Raw genomic sequence first — 25,954 nt, forward strand, 5'->3', positions numbered from 1 at the left:
TTTACCACCTGCGCTCGAACTTGCGCCGCAGGAAGATTGCGACGGCGTTCATCAAGATCATGAAGAGAAGAAGGATCAGAATGGCCATGGCGGTGCGTGGTTCCCACGCCCGTTCAGGTCGGCCTGCCCACATGAACAATTCCACCGGCAGCACTGTGGCTGAATCGGTGAAGCTGGTTGGGATGTCAGCGATGAAAGCGACCATGCCAATCATCAAAAGCGGTGCGGTTTCACCCAAAGCATGGGCCATCGCCAAGATAGAACCCGTCATGATGCCGGGCATGGCCAGTGGCAACACATGGTGGAACACCGCCTGCATGCGCGAGGCCCCGACACCAAGGGCGGCTTCGCGGATTGAGGGGGGCACGGATTTCAAAGCAGCCCGCGAGGCAATGATGATCACGGGAAGGCTCATCAAGGTCAGCACGATCCCCCCCACGATGGGGGCGGAGCGCGGCATGTTGAAGAAGGTCAAGAAGACGGCAAAACCCAACAAACCGAAGACGATGGACGGCACCGCTGCCAGATTATTGATATTGACTTCGATGAAGTCCGTCAGCGCATTCTTGGGCGCAAACTCTTCCAGATAGACCGCAGTCGCCACGCCAATCGGCACCGCCGTGCAGAAGGTGACCAGCAAGGTCAGGATTGTGCCGACCAGCGCCGACAGGATTCCGGCCAACTCAGGCTCATTGGAATCTGAACGGGTGAAGATCGTGGTGTTGAGCGCGGGCTTGATCGCCCCAGTGGCTTGCAACTGGCGACCAAAGGCAATCACTTCATCATTGACAGCCCGGCCATTCTGAGGCGTGGCGAGTTGCACTGTTCGCCATGCAGGATCTGTCCGCGTGCTGGTGTCACGGATCAGAAGGACACCCGTGGCGGCATTGGCGCTGATGCGGGTTAATTTATAAGTCGCCCCACCGCGCTCGACCAGAATGGTGGGTTTGTCATCGCTAAATGCAATGGCCCCACCATCGCCTTGAATGGCGGCCTTATAGGCAGCCAGATTGAGCTGATCATTCGTGATCTCATCAGCCAAGCTGGCTGCGGTGGTCTCGGCCTGATCGGCAAGTGCTTCGGCGGCGGCAAGCCCCGGTGCCTCACTGGCCTTAAGGGCAAGAGCCCGCGCCTTCAGCGTCTCAACTTGAGCCTTGGCAATCGCCAGGCGCTGCTGTTTGGGGCCAAGCGCCGTTTCCAGATCGCGCACGGTTGCCTGCAAATCCTGGCGCAGATTGGCAATCGGCTTGGCAAAAGGTGCCCGGCCACCAGAAAGCACAAAACTGCCATCATTTTGAGCGGTGACGGTCAGATCATCTGATCCTTCGCTCACCCGCGTTTTGCCATAGGCCCCCTTCAAGAACAGGTCGAGATCGTCATTGATCGGCAACGAAACCTCAAGGCTTTTGCCGATCAGGCTGGGATCGGCCGCAATCGTGCGACCAATGGGGACAGCAGCCAGCGAGGTGACCACGTCGAACAGGTCATCCAACGTGCCGTCAGCCTCGGCAGTCGGGAAACGGGCAATCAGCCCGTCCTGCACCATGCCGTAAAAATTGCCCTGTTCGCGAATGTCTGACGGCACACGCTTGCCAAGTGGGTCAGCCTTGTCGGGGGTGACCTGAATGGTCAGATGCAGCCGATTTTCGGTCAATGCAGGCACCGACTGGGCCATCACCGACAGCAGCAACAGCGCACATGCGGCAATGGCTGTTGATACCATGGCGATACCAAACCAGCGAAAGCGGGTTTCCGCGGCATAGCGGCGGCGAATCTGCTGGTTGACAAGATCGCGCATGGCCGTGCGGGAGGGGGTGACAGGCTCACTCATACTTGTCTCGATATTTCTGCACCACGCGCAGCGCGATGATGTTGAGGATCAAGGTCACAAAGAACAGGACGAAGCCCAAGGCGAAGGCAGCATGGGTCTTGGGGCTGTCATATTCCTGGTCCCCCGTCAGCAAAGTGACGATCTGGACGGTCACGGTGGTCACCATGTCGAGTGGATTGAGGGTCAGATTGGCATTCTGGCCTGCGGCCATGGTCACAATCATGGTCTCGCCCAAAGCCTTGGATACGGCGAGCAAAACCGAACCGACGATGCCGGGTAAAGCCGCCGGCACCACCACGCGGCTTATGGTTTCCGACTTGGTCGCCCCCATGGCATAGGAGCCATCGCGTAGGGCTTGGGGCACTGCATTAATCACATCATCTGACAGCGAGGAGATGAAGGGGATAATCATAATCCCCATAACGAGGCCGGCCGCCAACGCGCTTTGGGCCGAGACATCAAGCCCGATACTGGTCCCAACAGCGCGAATAATCGGGGCCACGGTCAATAGGGCAAAAAAGCCGAAGACGACGGTAGGTATGCCCGCCAGAATCTCCAGAACTGGCTTGACCACAGCTCGCGCCCGCGCGCTGGCATATTCTGACAGATAGATCGCCGAACCCAGCCCGACTGGCACCGCAATGGCCATGGCGATCACCATGATGAGCGCGGTCCCCACGAACAAAGGTACGGCCCCAAATGCACCGGATTGGCCAATCTGGTCAGCCCGAATGGCGACTTGCGGGCTCCATTGAGTGCCAAACAGAAAGTCGATCGGACTGTAATTGGAGAAGAATTTCAGCGTCTCAAACAAGAGCGACAGCACAATGCCCAAAGTGGTAAGAATGGCGATGCCGGACGCCAGGATCATCAGCGCCTTAATCCAACTTTCCACGGCATTACGGGCACGGAAATCCTGACTTAAATGCGAGCGCGACAAAAAGAAGCCAAGCCCGGCCAGAACCAAGGCACCCACCCCAAAAGCGATGTTGAGAAGGGCTGAATTGTGCCGCATCGCATCAGCGGCAGCCAGCACATCCGGGGTGCGTTGGCTGGGGGTGCCACCAAATGCAATTCTGGCTGCGTCGGTGAAGAACAGGTCCAGCCGCTCTTTTGGCAATGCCAGCACTTCAGGCGGGAGTTGCTGGGTGATCAGACTGCGGATGAAGGAGGGTGCCAGCAATTCATGGAGAATCAACAGACCAACAGCAGGTGCAACCACCCAAAGTGCCGCATACCAGCCATGGTGGCTCGGCAAGGAATTCAGCCGACCTGCGGTCTGGGTCAAAGCTAAGGCCTTATTGGACCCTTTCTGCCAGGCCCACGTGCCAAATGACAGCACAATCGCGGCTGCAATCAGGCTGACCGGCACATCTGCAAATGCGTCCATGGAGAATCACTGCCCCAACCGGATTATCCGGCTCTCTTTCGGGCAGCCCCTTACGTCTTTGCTGAGAAGGCTAGATTACATTTTTGTGACACTTCCATGACATCACCCGTATGCGGACGGGTCATGCAGGGGTTAGGCTTGGTTCTGAGCGGGCAGGTTCAAGTTCAAATGGCTGCGGCAGATAGACGGCAAAGGCGGTACCCCGACCCTGTTCACTTTCCACCACAAGCCCACCCCTGTGGCGGTTGACGATGTGTTTGACGATGGCAAGACCAAGCCCAGTACCGCTCTTGCCAGTGGCTGTCTCCTCCACCCGATAAAAGCGCTCTGACAGGCGCGGCAAATGCTGACGGGCAATACCGGGGCCCGCATCCTCAACCCGCAAGGTGCAATAGAGCCGATCACGTTCCAGCTCTGGACTGGTAAGTGGTAGGCGGGATGCTCCCTCCCAGTCGCGCATGGCCAGCCGCAAAGCGGTCTCTCGATCAAGCCAGCCATTCAATTTGATCTTCACGGGACTGTCCGCACCGCCATATTTCAAAGCATTATCAATCAGATTGGCGGCAATTTGCTGGATCTCATCCCAATCACCGATCACCCACAGGGGGTCACCATCTGGGGCAAAGCGGATGCGCGATTGTTTATCAGGCGGCAGACTCTCAACAATCTCCTGCACTGCTGCCGTAAAGTCAGACCGTGCGGTCGGCGCGACATGTTCATTGAGTTCGATGCGTGACAGGCTAAGCAAGTCCGAGATCAGGCGGCTCATGCGGTCGGCTTGCAGATGCATGATCTCCAAAAACCGATCACGGGCGGCTTCATCCTCGCGTGCTGGGCCGCGCAATGTTTCGATAAAGCCGATAATGCCTGCAAGTGGGGTGCGCAGCTCATGACTGGCATTGGCCAGAAAGTCAGCGCGCATGCGCTCTGACATGCGCGCCTCGGTCTCATCTTGCACTGACATGAGCACAAAGCGGGATGAATCAACCGAGAAGGCCGCAATCGACACCCGCTCATAGCGGTCAACCGGCACGCGGCTTTCCACGGACAATGTGCGGCTTTCCCCTGTCGCAAATACCTCATCGACTGCTTCGACCAAATTGGGGCGGCGGATCACAGCACTAAAACGCGATTGACCGGGGTCGATGGAATAACGATCGCGCGACGCTTGATTGGTGCCCACCAGCCGGCCATTCTGATCAATTATCAGCACGGGATCGGGCGAAGCCTCAATCGCTGCGCGGGCAAAGCGAATGGCATCGCGGGTATCGTCCAAGCGGCCCATGCCACTGGTTCGCATGCCACCAGTTTGGGCTGCCTCCGCCAGTCGCTGGGTCTCTAGATGGGCTGTTGTGGTCTCAGCACCCAGCCACCAGCCCACAGCGAGGCAAACACCCACCCCCAATATGCCGACAACCAAGAGACCAACATCTTGGCTCAAACCGTAAATCAACCCACCGGCGACAAACAACACCCCCAAAATGGTGGCGATTACAGGCCAATTGGGTGGAATGGGCTCGGGCGTGGTCTCAGACATGGGGTCCATTTTCAGCTTATAGGCAGGCTTTCAGCAGGCTGGCAAAAGCCCGTGTCGACAGGATGACAGGATTTTGACGAATTTGTCACGCCCGCTCTGAGGGACAATCACGCGGGGTGTGTAACTTTCAAGAGATCACCGATCAGAGCATTTACGCCCCTGTCCTATGAATTGGAGCCGCCGAGATATTGTATGATTTGATGTTTCTGACCCCGCGTCATCCCCGCCGGAGCGTCAGCGCAGAGCGGGGACCCCCGTGTGCTTTTGCGGCACAAGGTCCCGGATCAGCTACCGCCGTCCGGGATGAGATTGGACCGATTGACGCCCCTGCCCGCACCATGAAACTCTCTTTGTCCCTTTGGTCACCCTTCGAAGGAATTAAGCCATGAAAAGGCAAATCTGGACGATGATCGGATTGAGTTCAGCCATCGCCTTGGCCACTGTTCCGTTGGCATTTGCTGCTGGCAAGGCAAGGCCCGACCCACAAGTCCAAGCCGGGCGAGACCTGGCCCAGACCCATTGCTCGGCTTGTCACGCTGTGGGCAGAACGGGGGCAAGTCCCAATCGGCAAGCCCCGCGCTTCGTCACTTTGTCCAAGCGCTATCCGCTGGATAATCTGGCCGAAGCCCTGAGCGAAGGCATTCTGGTTGGTCATGGTCCGATGCCAGCCTTTGAGTTCGAGCCAGACCAGATTGATGCCCTGATCGCCTATCTCAAGAGCATCCAGCCACCCGCCAAACCCCGGCGGCAACCTGCCGCGCCTTAAGGTGCCGCACACCCCTTGTGTTGCTCAAAGGCCACACCTAACTGAAGAGGCAACAGTCTTGCTTGCAAGACAATCCCTGCCGCAAGGCCCAAAGGTTGGACCCACATGAACCTCGATAAATTCACCGAACGTGCCCGCGCCATCGTCCAAGCCGGACAGATGGAAACGATCAAGCGCAAGCATCAATATTTTACCCCTGAGCATCTGCTCAAAGCGCTGCTTGACGAAGACAAGCAGATGGCAGTTGGCCTCATCCGCTCAGCCGGCGGCCGTCCTGAGGAGGCCAAACTGGCCACAGATGTGGCGGTTGCAGGCTTGCCGGTCGTGGAAGGCGGCGATGACAAAATCTACATGCCGGCCGAGACAGCCCGCATCCTGCAAGGGGCCGAAGATGCCGCCACCAAGGCAGGTGATAGTTTTGTCGCCGCCGAATGGCTCTTGCTGGCGATCTCCACCGCACGGACGACCAAGGCCGCCGAAGCCCTGAAGGCAGCTGGGGTGACCCCAACCTCCCTCAATTCGGCGATCGGCATGATGCGCAGCGGGCGGACCGCCGACACCGCCAGTGCAGACGATAATTATGACGCACTCAAGAAATATGCGCGCGATCTGACCCAAGCCGCACGCGATGGTAAGCTTGATCCAGTGATTGGTCGTGATGATGAAATCCGTCGCTGCGTCCAAGTCCTGTCGCGGCGGACCAAGAATAATCCCGTGCTGATCGGTGAACCTGGCGTGGGCAAGACCGCGATTGCCGAAGGCCTCGCTCTGCGAATGATTAATGGCGACGTGCCCGAAAGTTTGAAGAACAAAAAGCTGATGAGCCTCGATATGGGTGCCCTGATTGCCGGGGCGAAGTTTCGCGGCGAATTTGAAGAGCGTCTGAAGGCGGTCCTGACCGAAGTCGAGGCTGCTGATGGCGGCATCGTGCTGTTCATCGACGAAATGCACACGCTGGTTGGCGCTGGCAAATCCGAAGGCGCGATGGATGCGTCCAATCTGCTCAAGCCTGCGCTCTCGCGTGGGCAGCTGCGCTGCATTGGAGCCACGACATTGGATGAATATCGCAAGCATGTGGAAAAGGACCCTGCCCTGGCCCGCCGCTTCCAGCCCGTCTTTGTCGATGAGCCCAGTGTCGAGGACACCATTTCCATCTTGCGAGGCCTGAAGGAAAAATATGAGGTCCATCACGGGGTGCGGATTTCTGACGCCGCCATCGTGGCTGCGGCCACTTTGTCCAAGCGCTATATTGCGGATCGCTTCCTGCCAGACAAAGCGATTGATCTGGTCGATGAAGCCTCCGCACGTTTGCGCATGCAGGTCGATAGCAAGCCCGAAGAACTGGATGAAATCGACCGTCGCCTGTTGCAATTGCGCATCGAAGCCAGCGCGTTGAGCAAGGAAAAGGACCCTGCCTCGGTTGACCGTCTTGAGCGGCTGGAAGATGAGATCGAGACGCTGCAGGCCAAATCCGATGAAATGAGCGAAACATGGCGGCTCGAAAAGGCTAAACTGGCCGATGCCACCAAGCTGAAGGAAGAGCTCGAAAAGCTCAATCTGGAATTGGCCGAAGCCACGCGCCGGGGCGATTATGCCAAGGCTGGCGAGTTGCAATATGGCACCATTCCCAATCTGGAGAAGGCGCTAAAAGACGCTGAAACCCGCGGTGAAAGCATGGTCCATGAAGTGGTCGATGCCGAACAAATTGCTGCCGTGGTGGCCCGTTGGACCGGCGTGCCGGTCGAGCGTATGCTGGAAGGCGAGCGCGAAAAGCTGCTGGGCATGGAAAATGTGCTGCGCGCGCGCGTGGTCGGCCAGGAAGAGGCACTCCAAGCCGTCTCTGATGCGGTACGTCGGTCACGCGCAGGTCTGCAGGACCCCAACAAGCCGATTGGCTCCTTCCTGTTCTTGGGGCCCACCGGGGTTGGCAAGACGGAGCTGACCAAGGCGCTGGCTGAGTTCCTGTTTGATGATGACAGTGCGGTCACGCGGATCGATATGTCTGAATATATGGAGAAGCATTCGGTGAGCCGCCTGATCGGGGCCCCTCCAGGCTATGTCGGCTATGACGAAGGTGGGGCGCTGACCGAGGCTGTTCGGCGCAGACCCTATCAGGTCGTGTTGTTCGACGAGGTGGAAAAGGCCCACCCCGATGTCTTCAATGCGCTGCTGCAAGTCCTTGATGATGGTCGCCTGACCGACGGCCAAGGCCGCACAGTCGACTTCAAGAATGTGATCCTGGTGATGACCTCCAATCTGGGCAGCCAATATCTGGCCGAGCAGAATGATGGGGAAGATGTCGAGCTTGTCCGCCCGATGGTGATGGAGGCGGTCCGTGCCAATTTCCGGCCGGAATTCATCAACCGGATCGATGAGATCATCCTGTTCCGCCGACTGGGTCGGGCCGAGATGGACCGCATCGTGCCTATCCAGCTCAAGCGGCTGGAAGCCCTGCTCGCCTCGCGTGACATCAAGATCCAGCTTGATGATGTCGCCAAGAAATGGCTGGCCGACAAGGGCTATGAACCGGCCTATGGTGCACGGCCGCTCAAGCGCGTGATCCAAAAGGATGTGCAAGACCCGCTGGCCCGCCTCATTCTCTCAGGCGCGATCAAGGATGGCGAGACTGTCTCGGTGACCGCGACCCCCGGCAGCGATGAACTCAGCTTCAATGGCTTTACCGGACAAGCTGATACCCCGCCAAAAGGCGTGGTGGTCAATTAGGATGTGAGGGGGCGGTGCGACTAGCTGACCGCGCGGACGGGTGGCATGCCGAAAGGCGGCTCTGGTGCACGCGGACTGGCCGGCGCCCCCCATTTCCACCCGGCTTCAGCGAAAGCACGGGCGGCAATCTGGGTGGTTTCAGTCATCTCCGCCCCGGGCTCGAAACCGGCCAGCCAGCGCAAGGCGGCAATCAAGGCATCCTCATCATCAGCCTGTGCCGCAGCCAACGCATTGAGGAGCGTGCGCTCATCCGGGGTTGGCTCAAGGCTACCTAATTCGCCCAGACGCAATTTGCGGCCTGACAAAAGCAAGAGATTGGCCAATTTACGCATGGCCGCGCGCGCCGTCTCTACCCGCTCTGCCGTCACAGGGCAGCGAAATACGGAGGGACCGGCCACACGCCGCATCGCATGGAGCGCCAATTGCGCCCCGGCCTCAAGACCATGCATGGACTGTGAATGCGGCATGGGCTGAGTATATGCGAACAATTCTCAAATACAAGCATATTCGCAACACCAGCCCCGAAAAAATGGCGCGCACTTTGCCCAGCCAATTCAGGCCGCCGCCATTTCCGTCAGGGCACAAGCAGGGGCCGTCGGTGACGCGCCAATTCACGATTAGCGTCCGCCACGGCCCGGGCCTGGACCACATCATCGCCAGGCAATACGCCTTGCTGGCCAAACCATGCCGCAGCCTCCGCCCAATCCCATAAGGGCGATGTTGAGGTAATCCGCGCGATTGGAGCCGGGAAGTCTTCACGACGCTGCCCCGACGCATAATTGGTGATGGCCTGACGTGTCATTCCGGTCCGCTCGGCCATATCGCTGAGACTGACCAAAGGATCAGGTTCAATGCGCTCAACCACAGCCCCTCCCCGTTCCACGTCACGTTGCGCGGATTGTAGGGCGTCGATGATTGAGACCGCTTCACGGGCGAATTCCACAATGATGTGACCGCGCTGGAATGACACCATCGCGTCCTCACATCCGGCTTCAAAGAAACGTCTTTCAAAAGCAGGATCGGTTGGATCCAAGCCCGTCGCTATGACACTGAATTCGTGGATTGGCATGTTTCCCTCATTATCTTCAACTCATTCACGTCGCTACAATCATGTTCTCCCTCTAGCCAAACTGTTGACATTTGTCAACAAACATTTGGGGTAGCGATCAGAGACACGCAATGATCCTTTCCCCTCGCGCAAATCCCAACGCGCGACACACGATACGACCTTAAAGTTTTTCATATAAAAGAATTATCAAAGATAAAGCATGCGATCCTGGTCCAGCCACAATGCTGTCACGATCTCTTAATGCAGCAGCAACCTTTTTGACCGATCCTAGAAGCCTCAAATCGTTCAGCAAATTGGAAGATCGTCGAACTCGTGTAGGACAAAATCCAGTGGCCATTAACGCCAATATTGCCAGCCTGTTGAATTCAGGCGCATTTTCGAGTGCGTCAACGGGCTCGCTTGACCTCTCGGTCTTGGCCAATGGCGGTTCCACTGCAGCGCGGTCTGGCCCACCTACCAAAACCCAAATCGCACGCATGGCCCCCTGGGACAGCCGTGCCCCTCAGCCGACGCTGTCAAAAGTGGCTGCAGATGCGCTGCGCGACACACGGCTTGTCAATACAAGTTTGGGGACTGGGCCGGGTTCGGCGGTTCGCGATGACAATGACCGCGATCTTTTTATTATCCATAATAGCGTTCAGAAACTCCAAGCGCTGGCCGATGCCGCTGCCAAGGACGGCGTGAGTGCCGATACACGCAAGCGGATTCAAGAACGGATCAATAGAGGCTTGGCAGAGGTCAATGCCCATATTGCGGCAACCAAGCTCGAAGGTGCCTATCTAATCGGCGGTCGCCGCCTCAATCGCCATGAAAGCGAAGGCATCCAAAGAGGTTTGTTGCAATATGACACCAAGCCTTTGGTGAATGGTGATATGCTGGCGATCCCCCAAGGATTTCTCGGTGATCGACGCTTCAATCTGAAAGTCACCAAGAATGGCGTGACCACCAACATCGACATCAATCTGGCCGATATGGGCACGACTGATCGTACGGTCGGCAATGTTGCAAGTTTTGTGTCCAACAAGTTGGAAGCCGCTGGCTTTGAAAGCCGGTTCGAACGGGTTCAGACCAAATTAGCACCGACCACAAAGGGCGGTACCGAGACTCTTCAACAACGCTTGCGCATTACAACCACCGCGTCGGAGACTTTGACGTTTGAGGCCGTCGCGGGAGATAGCCAACCTGCGCTCTATGTCGCGGGCGGCAAGACGATCGACGGGGCGATGCAGAGTGTGGTCTCCAAGCTCACGGGCCTTAATGGCACCGATGAATTGTCGAGCTTCAGTGCCGATTTGGCAGCAGCCAAAGGCGGAACGGCGGGGGTTCGGGCTTCGGTGGTAGGGCCTGATGGGTCGCTTTATGTGATTGCAGACGCAACAGCCAAAGTGAACGGTCAGACCCCGAAGGGCAAGAGCGACGTCATTTTGATGAAATATGACACGACGGGGCAAGTGTCTTGGACCCGATCCTTGGGGTCGGCGGCACCCGCACAGGGTTTCTCGCTCGCCATTGGTGCAGATGGCACTTTGGCCGTGGCTGGTGCCGTGGATGGCCGGGCCGATACACTGACCAGCACCACTGGCAATGGCCTTGATTCCTTTGTTGCCGCGTTTGACGCCGAAGGACGCGACAAATGGTATTTCCAACAAGGTGCCACTGGGAGCGACAGCGCAACCCAAGTCAAAGTTGGCGATGACGGCAGTGTCTATGTGATGGGAACCACCACCGCCAGCTATGGCGGAGCGGCCACCTTGGGCGGCAAAGATGTCTATCTGCAAGCCTTTGATGCGACGGGCACCATCCGCTTTACCCAAAGTCTGGGAACTGCCAATGACGATAGTCCCGGCGGGTTGGTCCTGGCCAATGGCCAAGCGCTGGCGGTCTGGAACGAGACAGGCGGCGCACGTATGCAGGCCTTTGATCAAGTGACGGGTACAGCTATCGGCTCGGTCAATAATTTGGGGTCAGCCAATCTGAATGCGGTGACGCAATTGGCCGCCGATTCGAGTGGACGCATGTTTCTGGCCGGACGCGAGACTGCAGGGGGGGTGGCCAATAAATTGGTTGCTCTGGAAATTAGCAGTGGCAATGTGCTGTTCACCAAACAATCCACAACCGGGGAAGCCATCCGCGCCTTGACCGCCGCTGGCGATCAAGTGGCCTATGCAACAAACACAATAACGATCCCCACAACCGGCGGGACCACCCGGGAAACCACCATTGTTGGCCTGGATGCTGACACCGGAAGCCAAAACTTCAGCCGCGCGGCCAATCAAGCCGCTGATGCGCCCGTCGCCATCGCTCTGGCTGCCAATGTATCTGAAAGCCTCGACTCACTGGGCATTCCCCAAGGCCAATTGCGCTTTGGCATGTCTGATGAATTGACAGACCGGACTGGACTGCGCGCTGGCGATCAGTTTGCCGTCATCGTCAATGGCGGGGCGGAAAAGAAGATCACCATTTCCGATGGCGAAACCATGCGGACCCTCGCGGCCAAGCTCAATCGCGTGCTGATGCGCGATGGAACCGCCGAAGCCCGCAGCTTGCGGGGGGTTGAAAGCCTCGTCATCACCCCCAAGCCGGGCGATCGGATTGAGCTAAAGGCTGTGGGTGGCGTAGCCGATGCCCTTAAGCAATTGGGCTTAGAACCCGGTGTGGCCGTACCAAGACCCGCAAAAGCCACGGGTGGCACCAAGTCCGTCTCTGATCCGCCCCCCATCATAGCCCTTGAAATGCCGATCACAGGGGATGTGTCGGACAAAACCAAGGCCAAGGCGCTACTGGATTCGTTTGACGGGGTTTTGCGTCGCCTGCGTATCGGTTATCGGGAAATCTCTACCGACCCAACTCAGGTGGAATTGCGCAAGCAAAATGCCGCCAATGCGGCCAAAAAGGCCGCCGGCAGCGGATCGGGTGTCGCCTATTATAATAAGCAGACCGCACTGGGTCAGGACGCTCTGCGCCGCTTGGGCGTCTCGGTCTAATTCAAGACACCGCCTTTGAGCGATTGACCATTGCCTTTACCGCCACATGCGATATTCAAATGATATATCCTATGTGGAGACTGGATCATGCGTTGTTGGATCAGCCGATCAGCCCTTGCGACCATTTTGGCAGCCAGCTGCAGCATCGGGTTTGCGCTCGCCCAACAGACGGGCGGGGCAGCAACCAGCCCCCCAAGTCAAGACCCAACCAAGATTGCCGCGCCAGCTGACCGGGTCCCCATTGATCTTCGCCGCACCACCATCATCGTGCGCGATCTGGACAAATCCCTGGAATTATATCGCGATGCGTTGGGTATGCGCGTCAATTATGATGCGCGCATGACCGTCTCCAGCCCCGCCTTCACCCAAGGTGGCCCGCCGCGGCCAATCCGCCTTGTGCTGCTCAATGCCAATGATCCCTGGATCGGCTGGATTGGCCTCATTCAATATACCGACAATCCCGACCTACCAGCTGTGAGCCAACCGAAGGCATTGGGGCCAGGAAGTCATATCATGGTGGCCGCTGTTGCCGATGCACAAAAGGCCTGTGATGCGGCCAAAGCGGCACCGGGTGTTCGCATGATTGTTGAACCCAAAATCTCCGTTTATCCGCCCCGTACGCCCGGTGCGGCCCCCATCCGGGTCTTGGGTTGCCAATTTTTCGACGCCGATGGAGCCTATCTGGAACTTAACCAGACTTTGGTCCCCTGATCGATGCGGCCTTAGTTTAGGCCATGGATTTAAAGCTCTTTTGGGTTTATCCTACCATCATGGCCGACATCATCAATTTAAGACAAGCACGCAAAGCCAAAAAGCGCGCCGATCATGCCGCCCAAGGTGAAGCCAACCGGTTGAGCTTTGGACGCAAAAAAGGTGAACGGACCGCCACACAAAAGGCTAAAACACAGGCCAAGATTCATCTCGATGGGCATTTTTTACGCCCTGCGAGAGACCATGAGTCTGATTAAGCGATCTTTGTCATTGGAAGGCCACGCCACCAGTGTGGCGCTCGAGCCTGAGTTTTGGTCTGTGCTGGAACAACATGCGCGGCAAAGACGTGTGTCGTTAAGCGGCCTGATTGGCGAAATTGACCGCCAGCGCGGTGATCAGCCCCTTGCCAGTGCGTTGCGGGTGTGGGCCTTGTTGCATCAAGGCTTGCCCGAAAGCGGAACCCTTGCCAAATAGGGTCATGCGCTGTGCCCTTCTCTTTCTGGCGATTCTGTCCAGTTTCCCCGGCCTTGCGGCTGCCCAGGATAAACCCGCCTCTGTGGCTGTTCCCACCACAGGCAGGCTGACGCTTGATCGGCTGTTTGCCGACCCCGCCTTGAATGGCCCAGTCACAAGGGCGGCCAAGTTCTCACCCGATGGCAAATTGGTGACGTGGCTGCGCCCCAATGACAGCGACTTCCTGCGTCTCGACTTATGGGCTGCCCCGGTTTCAGGCGGTGCCCCCTTCATGCTGGTGGACTCCAAAGCGCTTGTGCCGGACGAGGGTGCACTTTCCGCTGAAGAGGCTGCCCGACGTGAACGCCAAAGATTGGCTGGTTCGCGTGGGCTGGTAAGCTATGATTGGGACAAAAAGGGCGAAGCCATTCTCGCCCCTTTGGGTGGTGATCTCTATTACGTCCCGCTTGCCAATCCGGCCAATCCCCGTCGCCTCACCCAGACCCCAGCTTTTGAAACCGACGGCCAGATTTCCCCGGGTGGGGCCTTTGTCTCTTTCATCCGCGATGGGCAATTGCTGGGGGTCAATCTCGCCACGAATAGCGAACTGGCCCTGTCACCGGAAGCCGAAGAGGCTGTGACCTATGGCATGGCTGAATTTATCGCCCAAGAGGAAATGGATCGCGACACCGGCTATTGGTGGGCACCCGATGACAGCCGGATCGCCTTTGCCAAGGTCGATGAAACAGCTGTGGCGCTGATCCCGCGCGTTGAGATTGGTGCCACACAGACCGACATTGTCCAACAACGCTATCCCCGTGCCGGGGCGACCAATGCTACTGTGAGCTTGTTCATCCGCGACATGAAAACCGGGGAGGTCGTGCCCGTCGATCTGGGTCGGGACGAGGATATCTATCTGGCGCGGGTCAATTGGTCCAAAGATGGCCAGACCCTGTACGTCCAACGGCAAAACCGGGCGCAGACCCGGCTTGACCTGTTGATGGTGAACCCGGCGACGGGGGAGTCAAAAGTCATCCTAACAGAGGCTGATCTGGTCTGGCTGAACCTCACCCACGACTTCACGCCCTTGGCGTCGGGGGATTTCTTGTGGACGAGCGAGCGCAGCGGTTGGCGGCATATCGAACGACGCAAGCGGGATGGGACAGGTGTGCAGATCCTGACCACGGGCAATTGGGCAGTGTCGCAGATTGTCGGCGTCGATGAAGCCGGTGGGCGCGTTTTCTTTTTGTCGAACAAAGACGATAGCCTCGAACAGCGCCTCTATGCCGCCCCCTTAAGCAAACGGCGTAATCCAACGGCTGTGACCGCTGCCGGGGGCAGTTGGAACGTCACAATGGCTGGTAATGGCAAAGCCTTTCTGGGCGGCTTTTCCAGCCCAGACACCCCACCACGGCTTGGGCTCTACGACAATAATGGCCGCCTGGTCCGTTGGATTGAGGAAAATCGCCTCAATGACAATCACCCATGGAGCCCCTATCTGGCGCAGCGCGCACAGATGCGCTTTGGCACAATGATCGGCCCATATGGCGACACCCTTAATTGGTCGATGCATCTGCCACCAGACTTCGACCCCAGCAAGAAATGGCCCGTGATCGTCTATGTCTATGGCGGACCGGGGGTTCAAGTTGTCCAGCGCAACTGGGGCAGCAATACCGATCAATTACACGCCGCGCGTGGCTATATCGTCTTTCGCATTGACAATCGCGGCACCCCCAATCGTGGCCGCAGCTTTGAACGTGCCATCAGCCGTAAACTCGGCGGGCCAGAGGTGGAAGACCAATTGGCCGGCCTCGCCTTCCTCAAAGCGCAAACCTATGTCGACACAGACCGGATCGGATTATGGGGCTGGTCTTATGGCGGCTATATGACCTTGCGCTTGGCAACAGAGGCCCCTGACGCCTTTGCAGCTTATGCGGCAGGCGCGCCCGTAACCGACTGGGCGCTCTATGACACCCATTATACCGAGCGTTACATGGGCACTCCGGCGAGTGAGCCTGAGGCTTATCGACGGGCATCGATTCTGCCGCGCCTGAAAGATGTGCGCCGTCCTTTGCTAATCTTGCACGGCATGGCCGACGACAATGTGACATTTGACAATTCGACCGCCGCCTTTGACGCGCTACAGGCAGCCTCGATTCCGTTCGAGGCCATGGTTTATCCCGGCCAAAAGCATGGCATTCGCGACAAGGCACGTGCCAAGCACGTCCAGACCACCATTCTTAATTTCTTTGACCGCCATTTAGGGCCAGGTCCGCGTTAGCCTGGCCCCGATCAGGCAAACCGATAAGGGCCACCCTTTTGGAGAGCAGCTTGCCATTGTGGGCGGGCATGCAGCCCCTCGAGCCAAGCCTTTAGATTGGGCAATGACGCCAGTGCGCCTTGGCCCTTGGCAATTTCACCCACAAAACTCATTTGAATATCCGCCCCGGTCAGACGGTCATCGACAAAGAAGCGCTTGCCCGCCAACGCTCCCTCCACATAGGCCAGATGATTCATGATTTCGCTCGTAATCCGAGGCATCAAGGGGGCAGCTGCCTCGCCCAAGCGCCCAGTATAAAGGGCCAGCAGGAAGGGCAACATCGCTGATCCTTCAGCGAAATGGAGCCAATGTGCATAGGCTGGATAGTGCGGTGAGGCAAAATCGACCGCCAGATTAGGGGCGTATCGGCGGGCCAGCACATCAATAATCATGCCAGATTCAGCCAGTACCTCTGCGCCATCACTTACAACCGGCGACTTGCCCAAAGGATGGACCTGCTTGAGCTCAGGTGGTGCAAGATTGGTGACTGCATCGCGCTGATAATGGCGGATTTCATAAGGCGTTCCCATTTCCTCAAGCAACCACAGAATCCGCTGCGACCGGGAGTCGTTTAAGTGATGCACAACAATCATAGCGGTCCCTCTCCTGCTGCGGGGTCCGGCCCACGCGCGTTAATCTCATCTGCCTCCACCCAAAACCGGGGATTTGCAAGCCTCTCGACCATAAAGGCACGTGCAACTTGGGCGGCTGAAACATCATCATACAGGCCAAAGCAAGTTGCCCCTGAGCCCGACATGCGTGCCATCCGCACACCGGGGCTCTCCTGCAGTAGGGTCAAGGTCTCACCAATCTCGGGCACCAAGCTGACCGCGGCAGCCTCAAGATCATTGGGTGTAGCAGCCATATAGGCCAAAAGTTTGGATGGACTGGACAGATCTGGCATTTGGCTCGAGGTCAAGGCAGGGCCTGCACCCAATTCATCAAACCGGCGATAGACCGGCCCTGTGGGACATGCCACGCCGGGATTGACCAAAACAATCCCCAGTCCAGCGATCTCTGCGAGCGCGGCCATCTCTTCCCCGGTGCCGGTCATATGCGCGGGTTGACCGAGAACACAAGCCGGCACATCCGCACCTAATTGGCCTGCCATAGCCATGAGATCGGCCATTGGAAGACCCAGTTTCCACAATCTGTTGAGCCCGTGAAGCGTTGCTGCTGCATCCGCAGAGCCTCCGCCAATGCCGGAGGCCAACGGCAGGTTTTTGACCAAATGCAGGTGAGCATGTGCTTCGATGTCGGCGGCTGCGGCGAGAAGACGAGCGGCCCGCAACACCAGATTATCCGCCTCGCCACCCAATCCGCTCGCGAACGGACCCGCGAGGGTCAATTCCAGCCCTTGGCCCAAGGAAATCTCAAGACGATCACCGAGGCGGTGGGTAAAGCACACTAAACTGTCCAGATCGTGACGGCCATCGCTTCGGGGGGGGCCAACGCGCAAGGTCAGATTGAGTTTGGCAGGCGCGTGCAGGCTCAACATGGAGGACTAACGTGGCTTACTCTGAGCAATGATGGCGGCATCGGCAGCCTTGCGGGGATCGGGCGGTAATCCTTTATCGAGTTTGATCTCCAAGGCGGCGGCCATGTCCTCTGGGGGGGAAAGAGACAAGGCCCGTCCCCATTCCATTCGGGCTTCGTCTTCATGACCGGTTCGCCAATAAGCATCCCCCAAATGATCGGCGACTTCGGCCAAAGTGGGGGCGAGAATGGCCGCACGCTCCAACATGCCGACCGCTTCTTCATAGCGACCCAATTTGAACAGCGCCCAGCCATATGAATCTGCAATGGCGCCCGAGCGGGGACGCAGGCGCATGGCGCTGCGCAAGAGCCCTAAGGCCTCATCGAGATTTTCACCCCGATCCGCCAAAGCATAGCCCAGATAATTCAGCACATTGGCTTGATTGGGTGCTAAAGTCTTGGCCTGACGCAGGTCAGCCAAAGCCTCTTGCCAGCGCCCCAGACGCTCGCGCGCGCCACCTCTGCCAAAATAGAGCGGCCACATCTGACTGGCAGACCAGCGCCCGGCCTCCCCGGTTTGGATCAGACGATGATAAGCAGCTTCGGCTTCCAGGTCACGGCGATTGGCTGCCAGCATATCGGCCAGCACTGTCCAAGCTGCTGGAACATCTTGGGCGGCAGCAAGTCGTTCGGCTTTTTGCAGTGCCAAAACTGGATCGCGATCATATATCAGCCAAGCCAATTCGACCTGTGCAGCGACATAATCGGGGCTTGTGGACCCAACGCGCGACAGAATGAGCTCGGCTTGATCGGCTTGCCCATAACTCACCAGATGCTGGCCAAGTACTGCATTCACCGCACTTGAGCCAGGATTGAGAAACGCCAAAAGATACAGAAGCTCGGTTGTCTCACCGGATGCACGCTGGCCTTTGCGTGCCTCAACCAAAGTCAACAATCCTGATGTGGCCGAACTGAGAAAGCTCGACCGCGAAACGACGCGTCCGCCTGCCTGCGCATCTGCCAACGCCCCTGAGAGAGCCGACGCCATGGGCGAATTGCCGGTTGCAAAAGGGGTTAGACGAGCAATGGCGTCAGATTGGCGGCCGGCCGCTGTCAAAAGCTGACCATAGAGGCGCAGACCTGTCGGGGAGTCCTGCCCGGCTTGATGGGCTTGATCCAGCAGCCTGATGGCCTCGGCGGAGCGGCCCGCATGAGCCAAAATAAAGGCGCGCGACATCAGGGCCGCCTCATCAAGTGCCGCGCTGCCCGTTGGTTTGGCGGCCAGATCGACAGCTGCTTGGGTTTGACCTTGCCCCAATAGCGCATAGGCCCGCAAATGGCTGGCAAACTGGGTTAAGCCGGCATCAAATGCGCGGCTTTCCAACAAGCGACCTGCATCAGCAAAGCGCCCCTCCGTGAAAGCCTCAACGGCCAAGGCCAGAACAGCTTCATCGGTGCGCTGGGTGGCAGGCACCAGTTTGGCCATGCGGACAACCATGGCGAAATTGCCGATCTCCAAATTGGCGGCGGTTGCCTGATCATATAGCTCAACATCGTGGGGACGGCGATAAAAAGCCTGAACCCAAGCCTGCGCCGCCAGCCTTGGATCATTGACATTTTGGGCATAGCGCCCTGCCAATGTGGCCGCATAGAGATCTGCATCTGAGCGTTGCAGCACAACTGGCCGGGTTGCTTCAGCCTTCTTGGCCTTCGGTCGCCCTTCCGCGGCCCAACTGGTCGCCGTTGTGGCTATTAGGATTGCAGCGCCTACCGACAGACCCAAAAAAAGATGTTTTGATCGCAGCTTGATCATGGGCAGCTTTGGCTTAGACACTGCCAGGTTCCAGAACGATCGGGGCATCGCGGCGGGCAGGCGGTGGCGTTCGCAAGCCATCCTTCAACTTGGCCTTGACCGCGTCAGCATCCTCATAGGCCGGCCCAAAGCTCGCCGCCTTTTGCCACATGCGACGGGCGGCCTCTGGCTTGCCCTGATGCCAATAGACATTGCCAAGATTGTCGTAAATCTCTGGGTCAGGCGACTCTTTGCGCATATCGACCGCTTTTTCGATCAATTGCTGCGCCTCGTCCAATTGGCCAAGCTTGTAATGGGCATAGCCAAGCGAGTCGGTGATCGCCCCCGAATAAGGCCGCAATTCATACGCCTTCTGAAGCAGTTGAAAACCCTCTTCAAGATCAATATCATAACGCACCAACGTATAGCCCAGTGCATTCATATACATGGCGGATCGAGGTAGCTCCGCCAAGGCATCGCGCAAATGTTGGATGCCTTCGGCGCGGGTTTCGGGGAATCTACTCAGCGTATCGCCCAGCGCGACTCGGGTTTGGCTGGAGGCACCTAGGGCCTGCAAGCTTGCCCGGGCAGCAGCCAGACCTTCAGTGCGGGTTTCAGGCTGGCTGGCCAGAAAATTACCTGCATCACCGCGGATGAGATTATTTGGCTTGAGGGTGTCAATCAGGTTGCGGGCAATGGTTTTGGCTTCGGCCTTACGCCCGACCTGATCCAGCGCGCCCATCAGCGCGAGCTGTGCGGCTGCCTTGGTCCATTCATCCTTGTCCTTGGCACTTTCCACGCAGCGCTGCGCGCTGATCAAGGCATTGGCGAAATCACCGCGCATCGACAATGCCATTGCCTGCATTGCCCACCAATTCCAGTCCCGCTCCGCTGCGGGAATTTGGTCCAGCACAGCCATAGCGGCTACGGGGTTTTCAAGCGCAAAATAGAGGGACGCTCGTTGATATTGCGCCTTGGTCTCATATTGGCCCGACTTCACCGCTTCCAAGACGGCCAAAGCCGCCTTTTCCTCATGTATGTCCGACAGGCTACTGGCCAGCGACATGCGCGCAGAGCTGTTTTCAGGATCGAGCAAGAGTGCGGTCCACAGGATCAAGGCGTCATCAGCAAACAGCGTTTCCCCGTCAGGCACCTCTTCGGGCTGATCATCTTGATCCTTGTTTGCCGCAGCAATTTCTGGATCATTCTGCAATTGGCGCATCAGCACCATCGCATCCACATAGTCCGTCAAGAGCGAACTGGCTGCAGCTGGTGCGTCAATCTTGGGATTGGCGGGCGGTTTTCCAGCACTAAGACTTGCTCGAAACCGCGCCTCAGCAGGATCAAGGCTCGCAGGTTCTCCAAAAAAATCATCATGAACCGCTAAGGCATCCTGGCGGCGACCTGCCTCAACCAAGAGCACCAGATAGCGGCGGGTCAGATCCTTGACAAAATGCAATTCACCGATGGCCTGCGCTTGCTCATAAAAGCCAAGAGCCGCAGCCTTATCGCCCGCCAGCTCAGCCAATAAGGCCCGATAAGGTAAGTAAAAGCCCCGATATTCGGATTTGGCTCCAGAGCTGCCAGCGGTGCGATACCTGTCCCAAGTCTTGATAGCTTCGTCCAACTTGCCATCGCCCACAAGCGCCCATGTGGTCAGATTGGCCGTTAACAAATCACCGGGGTCAGATTGTTTCAGTGCGCTGGCAACACCGGCATAATTGCGTGAGCTGAAGGCGCGCACCGCATCGTAATAATCCGCCAGCGCCGGATCATCATTGGCCAAGCCTAACGAAGCATAGGTTTTCAGAACCGCTTCGACATCACCATTGATCAAGGCCTGCCGGATAGCATCCAGCAGGGATAGACCGGCATAGGCCCGATCTCGCGTCAGCGGGCTCGTGCCGTCCCGCCCGTCTGACCGTTCAACCTCTGGCGGGGCAGCCAGGACTGCAGCCTGGGCAGAAGACATACCGCAGATCAAGGCTGCAGCAGAGGCAAGAAGAACGGCTTTTAAGCGCATGAAAACATCCCGCGGGCATCAAGGGGAAAGACTGAGGTTACAATCATCTTGTACCAAGGTGGCGCCGATCCAAACCACAGGCAAGGGCTGTCGATGTATGCCCTACATGTTCTGATAGATCGGCCCTTCTCCACCCTGTGGTGTTGTCCAAGTGATGTTTTGATTGGGGTCTTTGATGTCGCAGGTTTTGCAGTGCACACAGTTTTGCGCATTGATCTGGAAGCGCTTGCCCGCTCCATCTTCCACCCATTCATAGACCCCAGCAGGACAATAGCGATTGGACGGCCCTCCATAGACGCCCAACTCACTGGTCTGTTGCAAGTCCCCATCAGCGACTTTGAGGTGGATTGGCTGATTTTCTTCATGATTGGTGTTGGAGAGGAACACAGACGACAATTTATCAAAGCTGACCACGCCATCGGGCTTGGGATAGGCGATCTTGGGGCATTGGTCGGCGGGCAACAGGCTTTCTGCGTCTGTTTTGCCATGCTTGAGCGTCCCGAACGGTGACCAGCCGCCAAACAGCGTGTTGAACCACATGTCGATCCCGCCAAGTGGCAGGCCCAACAAGGTGCCGAACTTTGACAAAAACGGCTTCACATTGCGCACCAGTTTGAGGTCTTGGTGCACCCAGCTCGTCTCATAAGCCGTTTGATAAGCCGACACTTCATCGCCCGAACGGCCTTCCGCAATGGCCGCCGCAACAGTTTCTGCCGCCAGCATGCCGGTCTTCATGGCATTATGGCTGCCCTTGATGCGCGGGACGTTCACAAATCCTGCCGAGCAGCCAATCAACGCCCCGCCGGGGAAGGGCAATTTAGGCACAGATTGCAGGCCGCCTTCGGTAATCGCCCGCGCGCCATAGGACAGGCGCTTGCCGCCTTCAAACGTGGGACGGACGTCAGGATGCTGTTTGAAGCGCTGGAATTCGTCAAATGGGCTTAGCCAAGGGTTTTTGTAGTTCAGGTGAACCACATAGCCGACCGAGACCAGATTATCGCCCCAATGATAGAGGAAGGAACCCCCACCGGTGTTCCAATCCAAGGGCCAGCCAAACGCATGCTGAACCAGACCTGGTTTGTGTTTGTCTGGTGAGACCTGCCAGACTTCCTTGAGGCCAATGCCGTATTTTTGCGGCTCTTTTCCCTCGTCCAGACCATATTTGGCGATGATTTTCTTGGCCAGCGACCCACGTACACCCTCGCCGATCAAGGTATATTTGGCGAAGATATTGATGCCAGGGGTGAAGTCGGGGCCCATCTCACCCTCGCGGGTTATGCCCATATCGCCGACTTGCACACCCTTTACAGCACCTGCCTCGTCATAGACCACATCGGCAGCGGCAAATCCTGGATAGATTTCCACGCCCAATTCTTCAGCCTTCGCCCCCAAATAACGGCAGACATTGCCGAGCGAGCCAATGAAATTGCCATGATTATTCATCAAAGGCGGCATGATGAAATTGGGGATCGGCAGGCTTCCAGCCTCGCCCAAAAGCTTCAATTCATCCTTGTGAACCTGGGTTGTCAGGGGCCGATCCGCATCATCACGCCAGTCTGGCAGCAATTCGTCCAAGGCCTTCGGATCAACCACCACGCCTGACAGAATATGGGCACCAACTTCTGAACCCTTTTCAAGAACCGCCACCGACAGATCAGCATTGAGCTGCTTGAGTCGGATCGCAGCGGCCAGACCCGCGGGGCCTGCGCCAACGATCAGCACATCATATTCCATCGATTCCCGCTCAATTGAGTCAAAAGCCATCATCGCTCCCCTTTTTCCGGCCTTGCTGCCTCACTTAGACTGTTCTTGCATGAGGACAAATGCCAGTTTGCCTTGATCATCAGCCTCTAGATCGCTTATCGAGGCCTTGCCAGAGCAAGGTCAAGTCCAATTCGGCACCTCGATGGTGCAAACTCTGCTGCAGGATCGCCCGCCTATGCATGCCCGCCCGAGTATAAGCGTCGAAACAGCCGCACAAGCCTTGGCTCAGTGGTGGGAAATGGCAGGCCTTGATCCCATTGATCTGAGCCATGTTCACCGGCTTCGTGCCCAAGCACTCAAGCGCACGATCGAGCCGTCCCCACCTGTTGCGCCCAAAATCACCCCAGCACGGGCAACTCCGGTGCGTAAGCCGGTCGACGCCCTTGCCCAAGCCCACGCGCTTGCTGCCGCATGCAGCAGTCTGGATGCACTGGAAAAAGCCTTGGCCGGATTTGATGGCTGCGGTCTTAGGGCCCATGCGCGCAATCTGGTCTTTGCAGGAGGCAGAGCTGGAGCCCCCATCATGGTGGTTGCTGATGCTGCCGGGCGGGACGACGACGAGGTGGGTTTGCCCTTTCAAGGGTTAGAGGGTGAGCTGATGGCCCGAATGTTGGCCAGTATCGGGATTGATAAGGATGGAGATTGTTATCAGGCTTGCCTCATTCCTTGGCGCCCCCCCGGCGGCAGGCAAGCAACGACCGAAGAGATTGCCGTGTGTCGGCCGTTTCTGATGCGCCATATTGCCTTGGCAGCGCCTCGGGCGCTTCTGCTCGTCGGTGGGCTGACCGCGCAGGCGGTTTTGGGCACGAGTGAGAGCGTTATGAAGCTTCGCACGCGGTCTTTTGATCACCCAATTGATGGCGAAGGCGGACCGGGAGCGGGCCTGCAGGCGAACACGGCATACACGCAATGCCTTCTTTCGCCTGATTATTTGATGAAGCGGCCACGCGATAAGGCTGCAGCGTGGCAAGATCTTTGCCGGTTTCGCGACAAAATATCAGCAATGGGAATTGCCTTGACGGGTAAAAACAGGGCAAAAGGTTAATGATGTCGCTGTCTTTCTGGCATGAGAAGACGGCTTATGTGCAGTGGCTGTAACTTAAATGGGCCCTGTGATCACCTTGCCGGAAGTGCGTGTGGGCTTGGATTGCCCGAGCGCGCCGGGACTGGGCGGGCCGTGCTGCACGGGTCCTCACCGCCAGTAATGAGGGACCAAAATGGGTGTGAGGCGACAGACTGTGTTACAGGCTGAAGGTGGGGCAAGCGCGCCACGGGGGCAAAAGCGCCTTCGCAGTGTCTCGTTCTGGGGCCCGTTCTGGACGCTGCTTGGCACGACAAGCCTTGCCCTGACTCTTCTTGTGCATCCTGCCAAGGCTGAGGGACAAACACCAGCAATCGCGACCCAAAGTGCTGTCGGGTTGCGCGGCGTCCAATCAGGCGGCGATCTCTTGTCTGCCAGTGATGAAGCCAATTATCGCCGCGCATTTGCGGCCGCCTCCGCCAATCAGCGCGCCGTGCTTGAGGAAGTTCTGCCCGCCATTAGTGACGGTACGCTCAAACCTCATGTCGAGCGGACGCGCTTGTTGTCGACCGCGACCGCACCAGATTTGCGGGCAATGGCCGCCTGGTTGGAACGCTGGGGCGATGTGGCTGGTGCTGCAAGTGTTTATGAGCGCGCCCAAGATGCCCAAGAAGATGCGATTCAAGCGGCGCGCATCATGGGCGTGGTGCCAACACCCTTCCGCTTAAAGCGGCCTGACCCGGTGCCGACGCGCCGGTCGATGGGATCGGTCCGCGAGCCGAGTTTCATTCCCGTCCCCATCGGGCCTGGTGCAACCCGCGAACATCGCGCGGCAATTGATGCATTGGCTGCCCGCTTCTATGCCGGTGATGACGTGGCCGCCCTCGCCATGGCCCAGGCCGCCGTCAGCGGGCCACAATCTGGCCAAGCCGGTTGGATCGGCGGGCTGGCTGCCTATCGGCTGGGTGACTTTGCCACCGCGCAAACACTGTTTACTGCAGCGGCCAATTGGAATGCAGGTGATGATTGGGGCCGCTCGGCCGGCGCCTTCTGGGCAGCACGGGCCTCGGAGAAACTGGGTGATAAAGCCAAAACCCAATCCTATCTGGAACAGGCTGCTTCCAATCCATTGACCTTTTATGGCCAATTGGCGCTGGCCCGACTAGGCCGATGGGAAACGTTGCGCATTCCCCAAGCCCAAGATGAGCGTGATCGGGCCAATCGCTTGATGCGCACCGATGCAGGTGTGCGCCGGGCTATGGCTTTGATGGAGATTGGCCGCCAGGCCGATGCAGCAGCCGAATTGATGGCCAGTTGGGGTCGCGCCAAGGCTGATGATGATCTGGGCTATATGGCGATTGCGCGCAATCTGGGCCTTGACGAGGTGGCAGACCGGATTGCCCAAGCCTCGCCTGCAGCTGCCCTTACCGCGCTTTACCCCATTCCCGACCAATTCCGTCCGGTCGGGGGTGAGTTTGTGCTGGACCGGGCGGTTATTCTTGCCGTGATGCGTCAGGAATCGAAATTCGACACCAAAGCCCGCTCATATGCTGGTGCACGCGGCCTGATGCAGGTGATGCCGCGCACGGCGGCCTGGATGACCGGACGCAATGACCTCGCGCGCAATCCCGCCCTCCTCAATGACACCACACTCAATGTCACTCTGGGTGAGGCCTATCTGGAAAAGATGATGGCGATGGGCGTGGTGGGCAATTGCCTGACCCGCACCTTCATGGCCTATAATGCCGGGCCAGGAAATGTCGCGCGGTGGAGCACGAGCGTCAAAGGTGGCGAGGATACGTTGATGTTCATGGAAGCCGCCCCAAGTGGACAGGCGCGCGTCTATGCTGAACGCGTTATGAGCAATATGTGGATTTATCACCGCCGATTTGGCCAGCGCGCACCGACATTGGAAAAGCTGGCCCGAGGGCAGGCTCCCACCTATGAACCCCAAGACAATCCGCGCTTGGCCAATGCGTCTGGTCGCTCAAATAGTGGAACCGGCATGGCTGGAACAGTTTCGCTGCGTTAGGGTCTGCGTTTGGTCCTGCCCCTGTTCATTGGCACCCCTAAACCGCGACAAACAGAGGCTA

The 25,954-nt window shown here is 57.9% G+C and carries 19 protein-coding genes; 9 read left to right on the top strand and 10 right to left on the bottom strand.

Features of this window, described 5'->3' with window-relative positions; all coding sequences use genetic code 11:
• Position 1: 1 nt before the first annotated feature.
• The 3 genes from pstA to PbB2_RS05730 form a co-directional block, all read right to left on the bottom strand.
• Positions 2-1,831 (bottom strand): phosphate ABC transporter permease PstA, encoded by a 1,830-nt coding sequence (pstA, locus tag PbB2_RS05720; protein ID WP_238164875.1) that lies wholly within the window; start codon positions 1,829-1,831, stop codon positions 2-4.
• Positions 1,824-3,221 (bottom strand): phosphate ABC transporter permease subunit PstC, encoded by a 1,398-nt coding sequence (pstC, locus tag PbB2_RS05725; RefSeq protein ID WP_108984362.1) that lies wholly within the window; start codon positions 3,219-3,221, stop codon positions 1,824-1,826. The genes pstA and pstC overlap by 8 nt, the downstream gene beginning before the upstream one ends.
• A 121-nt stretch (positions 3,222-3,342) precedes the next feature.
• Entirely contained in the window at positions 3,343-4,767 is a 1,425-nt protein-coding gene (locus PbB2_RS05730; RefSeq protein WP_108984363.1) for an ATP-binding protein, read from the bottom strand.
• 376 nt (positions 4,768-5,143) lie between these two features.
• Here PbB2_RS05730 and PbB2_RS05735 point away from each other — a divergent pair, with 376 nt between their 5' ends.
• Positions 5,144-5,524, top strand: coding sequence for a c-type cytochrome (locus tag PbB2_RS05735; RefSeq protein ID WP_238164876.1), 381 nt, complete (start codon positions 5,144-5,146; stop codon positions 5,522-5,524).
• Positions 5,525-5,629: 105 nt separating this feature from the next.
• Entirely contained in the window at positions 5,630-8,248 is a 2,619-nt protein-coding gene (gene clpB / locus PbB2_RS05740) for an ATP-dependent chaperone ClpB (protein WP_108984364.1), read from the top strand.
• 20 nt (positions 8,249-8,268) lie between these two features.
• Here the strand turns inward: clpB and PbB2_RS05745 are convergent, their stop codons facing one another.
• Together PbB2_RS05745 and PbB2_RS05750 are read right to left on the bottom strand one after the other, a co-directional pair.
• Positions 8,269-8,715 (bottom strand): hypothetical protein, encoded by a 447-nt coding sequence (locus PbB2_RS05745; protein ID WP_133245734.1) that lies wholly within the window; start codon positions 8,713-8,715, stop codon positions 8,269-8,271.
• Between the two features lie 107 nt (positions 8,716-8,822).
• Positions 8,823-9,317 (bottom strand): hypothetical protein, encoded by a 495-nt coding sequence (locus PbB2_RS05750; protein WP_108984366.1) that lies wholly within the window; start codon positions 9,315-9,317, stop codon positions 8,823-8,825.
• Positions 9,318-9,646: 329 nt separating this feature from the next.
• Between PbB2_RS05750 and PbB2_RS05755 the strand changes: the two genes are divergently transcribed.
• The 5 genes from PbB2_RS05755 to PbB2_RS05775 all read left to right on the top strand — a co-directional run bounded on the left by PbB2_RS05755 (position 9,647) and on the right by PbB2_RS05775 (position 15,746).
• The gene (locus tag PbB2_RS05755) at positions 9,647-12,301 is read left to right on the top strand and encodes an NHL repeat-containing protein (RefSeq protein WP_108984367.1); all 2,655 of its coding nucleotides are present in this window, start codon (positions 9,647-9,649) and stop codon (positions 12,299-12,301) included.
• Positions 12,302-12,388: 87 nt separating this feature from the next.
• Positions 12,389-13,012, top strand: coding sequence for a VOC family protein (locus tag PbB2_RS05760; RefSeq protein ID WP_108984368.1), 624 nt, complete (start codon positions 12,389-12,391; stop codon positions 13,010-13,012).
• A 23-nt stretch (positions 13,013-13,035) separates the two neighbouring features.
• Positions 13,036-13,269 (top strand): DUF4169 family protein, encoded by a 234-nt coding sequence (locus PbB2_RS05765; RefSeq protein ID WP_238164877.1) that lies wholly within the window; start codon positions 13,036-13,038, stop codon positions 13,267-13,269.
• Positions 13,256-13,486 carry a ribbon-helix-helix domain-containing protein gene (locus tag PbB2_RS05770; RefSeq protein WP_108984369.1) on the top strand — a complete coding sequence of 77 codons (231 nt, stop codon included), beginning with the start codon at positions 13,256-13,258 and terminating at the stop codon, positions 13,484-13,486. The genes PbB2_RS05765 and PbB2_RS05770 overlap by 14 nt, the downstream gene beginning before the upstream one ends.
• A 4-nt stretch (positions 13,487-13,490) precedes the next feature.
• Positions 13,491-15,746: a S9 family peptidase gene (locus tag PbB2_RS05775; RefSeq protein WP_108984370.1), complete on the top strand. Its 2,256-nt coding sequence runs from the start codon at positions 13,491-13,493 to the stop codon at positions 15,744-15,746.
• A gap of 11 nt (positions 15,747-15,757) precedes the next feature.
• Here PbB2_RS05775 and PbB2_RS05780 read toward each other — a convergent pair whose 3' ends face one another.
• The 5 genes from PbB2_RS05780 to PbB2_RS05800 form a co-directional block, all read right to left on the bottom strand.
• Positions 15,758-16,378, bottom strand: a complete 621-nt coding sequence (locus tag PbB2_RS05780) for a glutathione S-transferase family protein (protein ID WP_108984371.1) — start codon at positions 16,376-16,378, stop codon at positions 15,758-15,760.
• A complete protein-coding gene (locus PbB2_RS05785) occupies positions 16,375-17,283 on the bottom strand; it encodes a 4-(cytidine 5'-diphospho)-2-C-methyl-D-erythritol kinase (RefSeq protein ID WP_108984372.1) in 909 nt (302 codons plus the stop codon). Before PbB2_RS05785 ends, PbB2_RS05780 begins: the two co-directional genes overlap by 4 nt.
• Positions 17,284-17,289: 6 nt before the next feature.
• Complete coding sequence (locus tag PbB2_RS05790) at positions 17,290-19,044, bottom strand: UDP-N-acetylglucosamine--peptide N-acetylglucosaminyltransferase SPINDLY family protein (RefSeq protein WP_238164878.1); 1,755 nt, start codon at positions 19,042-19,044, stop codon at positions 17,290-17,292.
• A 43-nt stretch (positions 19,045-19,087) separates the two neighbouring features.
• On the bottom strand, positions 19,088-21,076 hold the full coding sequence (locus PbB2_RS05795; RefSeq protein WP_108984374.1) for a tetratricopeptide repeat protein: 1,989 nt from the start codon (positions 21,074-21,076) through the stop codon (positions 19,088-19,090).
• A gap of 102 nt (positions 21,077-21,178) precedes the next feature.
• Positions 21,179-22,840, bottom strand: a complete 1,662-nt coding sequence (locus PbB2_RS05800) for an electron transfer flavoprotein-ubiquinone oxidoreductase (protein ID WP_108984623.1) — start codon at positions 22,838-22,840, stop codon at positions 21,179-21,181.
• Positions 22,841-22,982: 142 nt separating this feature from the next.
• Here PbB2_RS05800 and PbB2_RS05805 point away from each other — a divergent pair, with 142 nt between their 5' ends.
• Positions 22,983-23,885 carry a uracil-DNA glycosylase gene (locus PbB2_RS05805; RefSeq protein ID WP_133245735.1) on the top strand — a complete coding sequence of 301 codons (903 nt, stop codon included), beginning with the start codon at positions 22,983-22,985 and terminating at the stop codon, positions 23,883-23,885.
• Positions 23,886-24,078: 193 nt separating this feature from the next.
• On the top strand, positions 24,079-25,893 hold the full coding sequence (locus PbB2_RS05810; protein WP_192576194.1) for a lytic transglycosylase domain-containing protein: 1,815 nt from the start codon (positions 24,079-24,081) through the stop codon (positions 25,891-25,893).
• Positions 25,894-25,954 lie beyond the last annotated feature (61 nt).

The sequence above is a fragment of the Candidatus Phycosocius bacilliformis genome, assembly GCF_003112735.1.
GTDB classification, from domain to species: Bacteria; Pseudomonadota; Alphaproteobacteria; order Caulobacterales; family Aquidulcibacteraceae; genus Aquidulcibacter; species Aquidulcibacter bacilliformis.

What these genes read in the sequence shown, in the direction of transcription:
- pstA (WP_238164875.1), bottom strand. Translation starts at nt 1,831, where the DNA reads ATGAGTGAGCCTGTCACCCCCTCCCGCACGGCCATGCGCGATCTTGTC.
- pstC (WP_108984362.1), bottom strand. Translation starts at nt 3,221, where the DNA reads ATGGACGCATTTGCAGATGTGCCGGTCAGCCTGATTGCAGCCGCGATT.
- PbB2_RS05730 (WP_108984363.1), bottom strand. Translation starts at nt 4,767, where the DNA reads ATGGACCCCATGTCTGAGACCACGCCCGAGCCCATTCCACCCAATTGG.
- PbB2_RS05735 (WP_238164876.1), top strand. Translation starts at nt 5,144, where the DNA reads ATGAAAAGGCAAATCTGGACGATGATCGGATTGAGTTCAGCCATCGCC.
- clpB (WP_108984364.1), top strand. Translation starts at nt 5,630, where the DNA reads ATGAACCTCGATAAATTCACCGAACGTGCCCGCGCCATCGTCCAAGCC.
- PbB2_RS05745 (WP_133245734.1), bottom strand. Translation starts at nt 8,715, where the DNA reads ATGCCGCATTCACAGTCCATGCATGGTCTTGAGGCCGGGGCGCAATTG.
- PbB2_RS05750 (WP_108984366.1), bottom strand. Translation starts at nt 9,317, where the DNA reads ATGCCAATCCACGAATTCAGTGTCATAGCGACGGGCTTGGATCCAACC.
- PbB2_RS05760 (WP_108984368.1), top strand. Translation starts at nt 12,389, where the DNA reads ATGCGTTGTTGGATCAGCCGATCAGCCCTTGCGACCATTTTGGCAGCC.
- PbB2_RS05765 (WP_238164877.1), top strand. Translation starts at nt 13,036, where the DNA reads ATGGATTTAAAGCTCTTTTGGGTTTATCCTACCATCATGGCCGACATC.
- PbB2_RS05770 (WP_108984369.1), top strand. Translation starts at nt 13,256, where the DNA reads ATGAGTCTGATTAAGCGATCTTTGTCATTGGAAGGCCACGCCACCAGT.
- PbB2_RS05775 (WP_108984370.1), top strand. Translation starts at nt 13,491, where the DNA reads ATGCGCTGTGCCCTTCTCTTTCTGGCGATTCTGTCCAGTTTCCCCGGC.
- PbB2_RS05780 (WP_108984371.1), bottom strand. Translation starts at nt 16,378, where the DNA reads ATGATTGTTGTGCATCACTTAAACGACTCCCGGTCGCAGCGGATTCTG.
- PbB2_RS05785 (WP_108984372.1), bottom strand. Translation starts at nt 17,283, where the DNA reads ATGTTGAGCCTGCACGCGCCTGCCAAACTCAATCTGACCTTGCGCGTT.
- PbB2_RS05795 (WP_108984374.1), bottom strand. Translation starts at nt 21,076, where the DNA reads ATGCGCTTAAAAGCCGTTCTTCTTGCCTCTGCTGCAGCCTTGATCTGC.
- PbB2_RS05800 (WP_108984623.1), bottom strand. Translation starts at nt 22,840, where the DNA reads ATGGCTTTTGACTCAATTGAGCGGGAATCGATGGAATATGATGTGCTG.
- PbB2_RS05805 (WP_133245735.1), top strand. Translation starts at nt 22,983, where the DNA reads ATGGTGCAAACTCTGCTGCAGGATCGCCCGCCTATGCATGCCCGCCCG.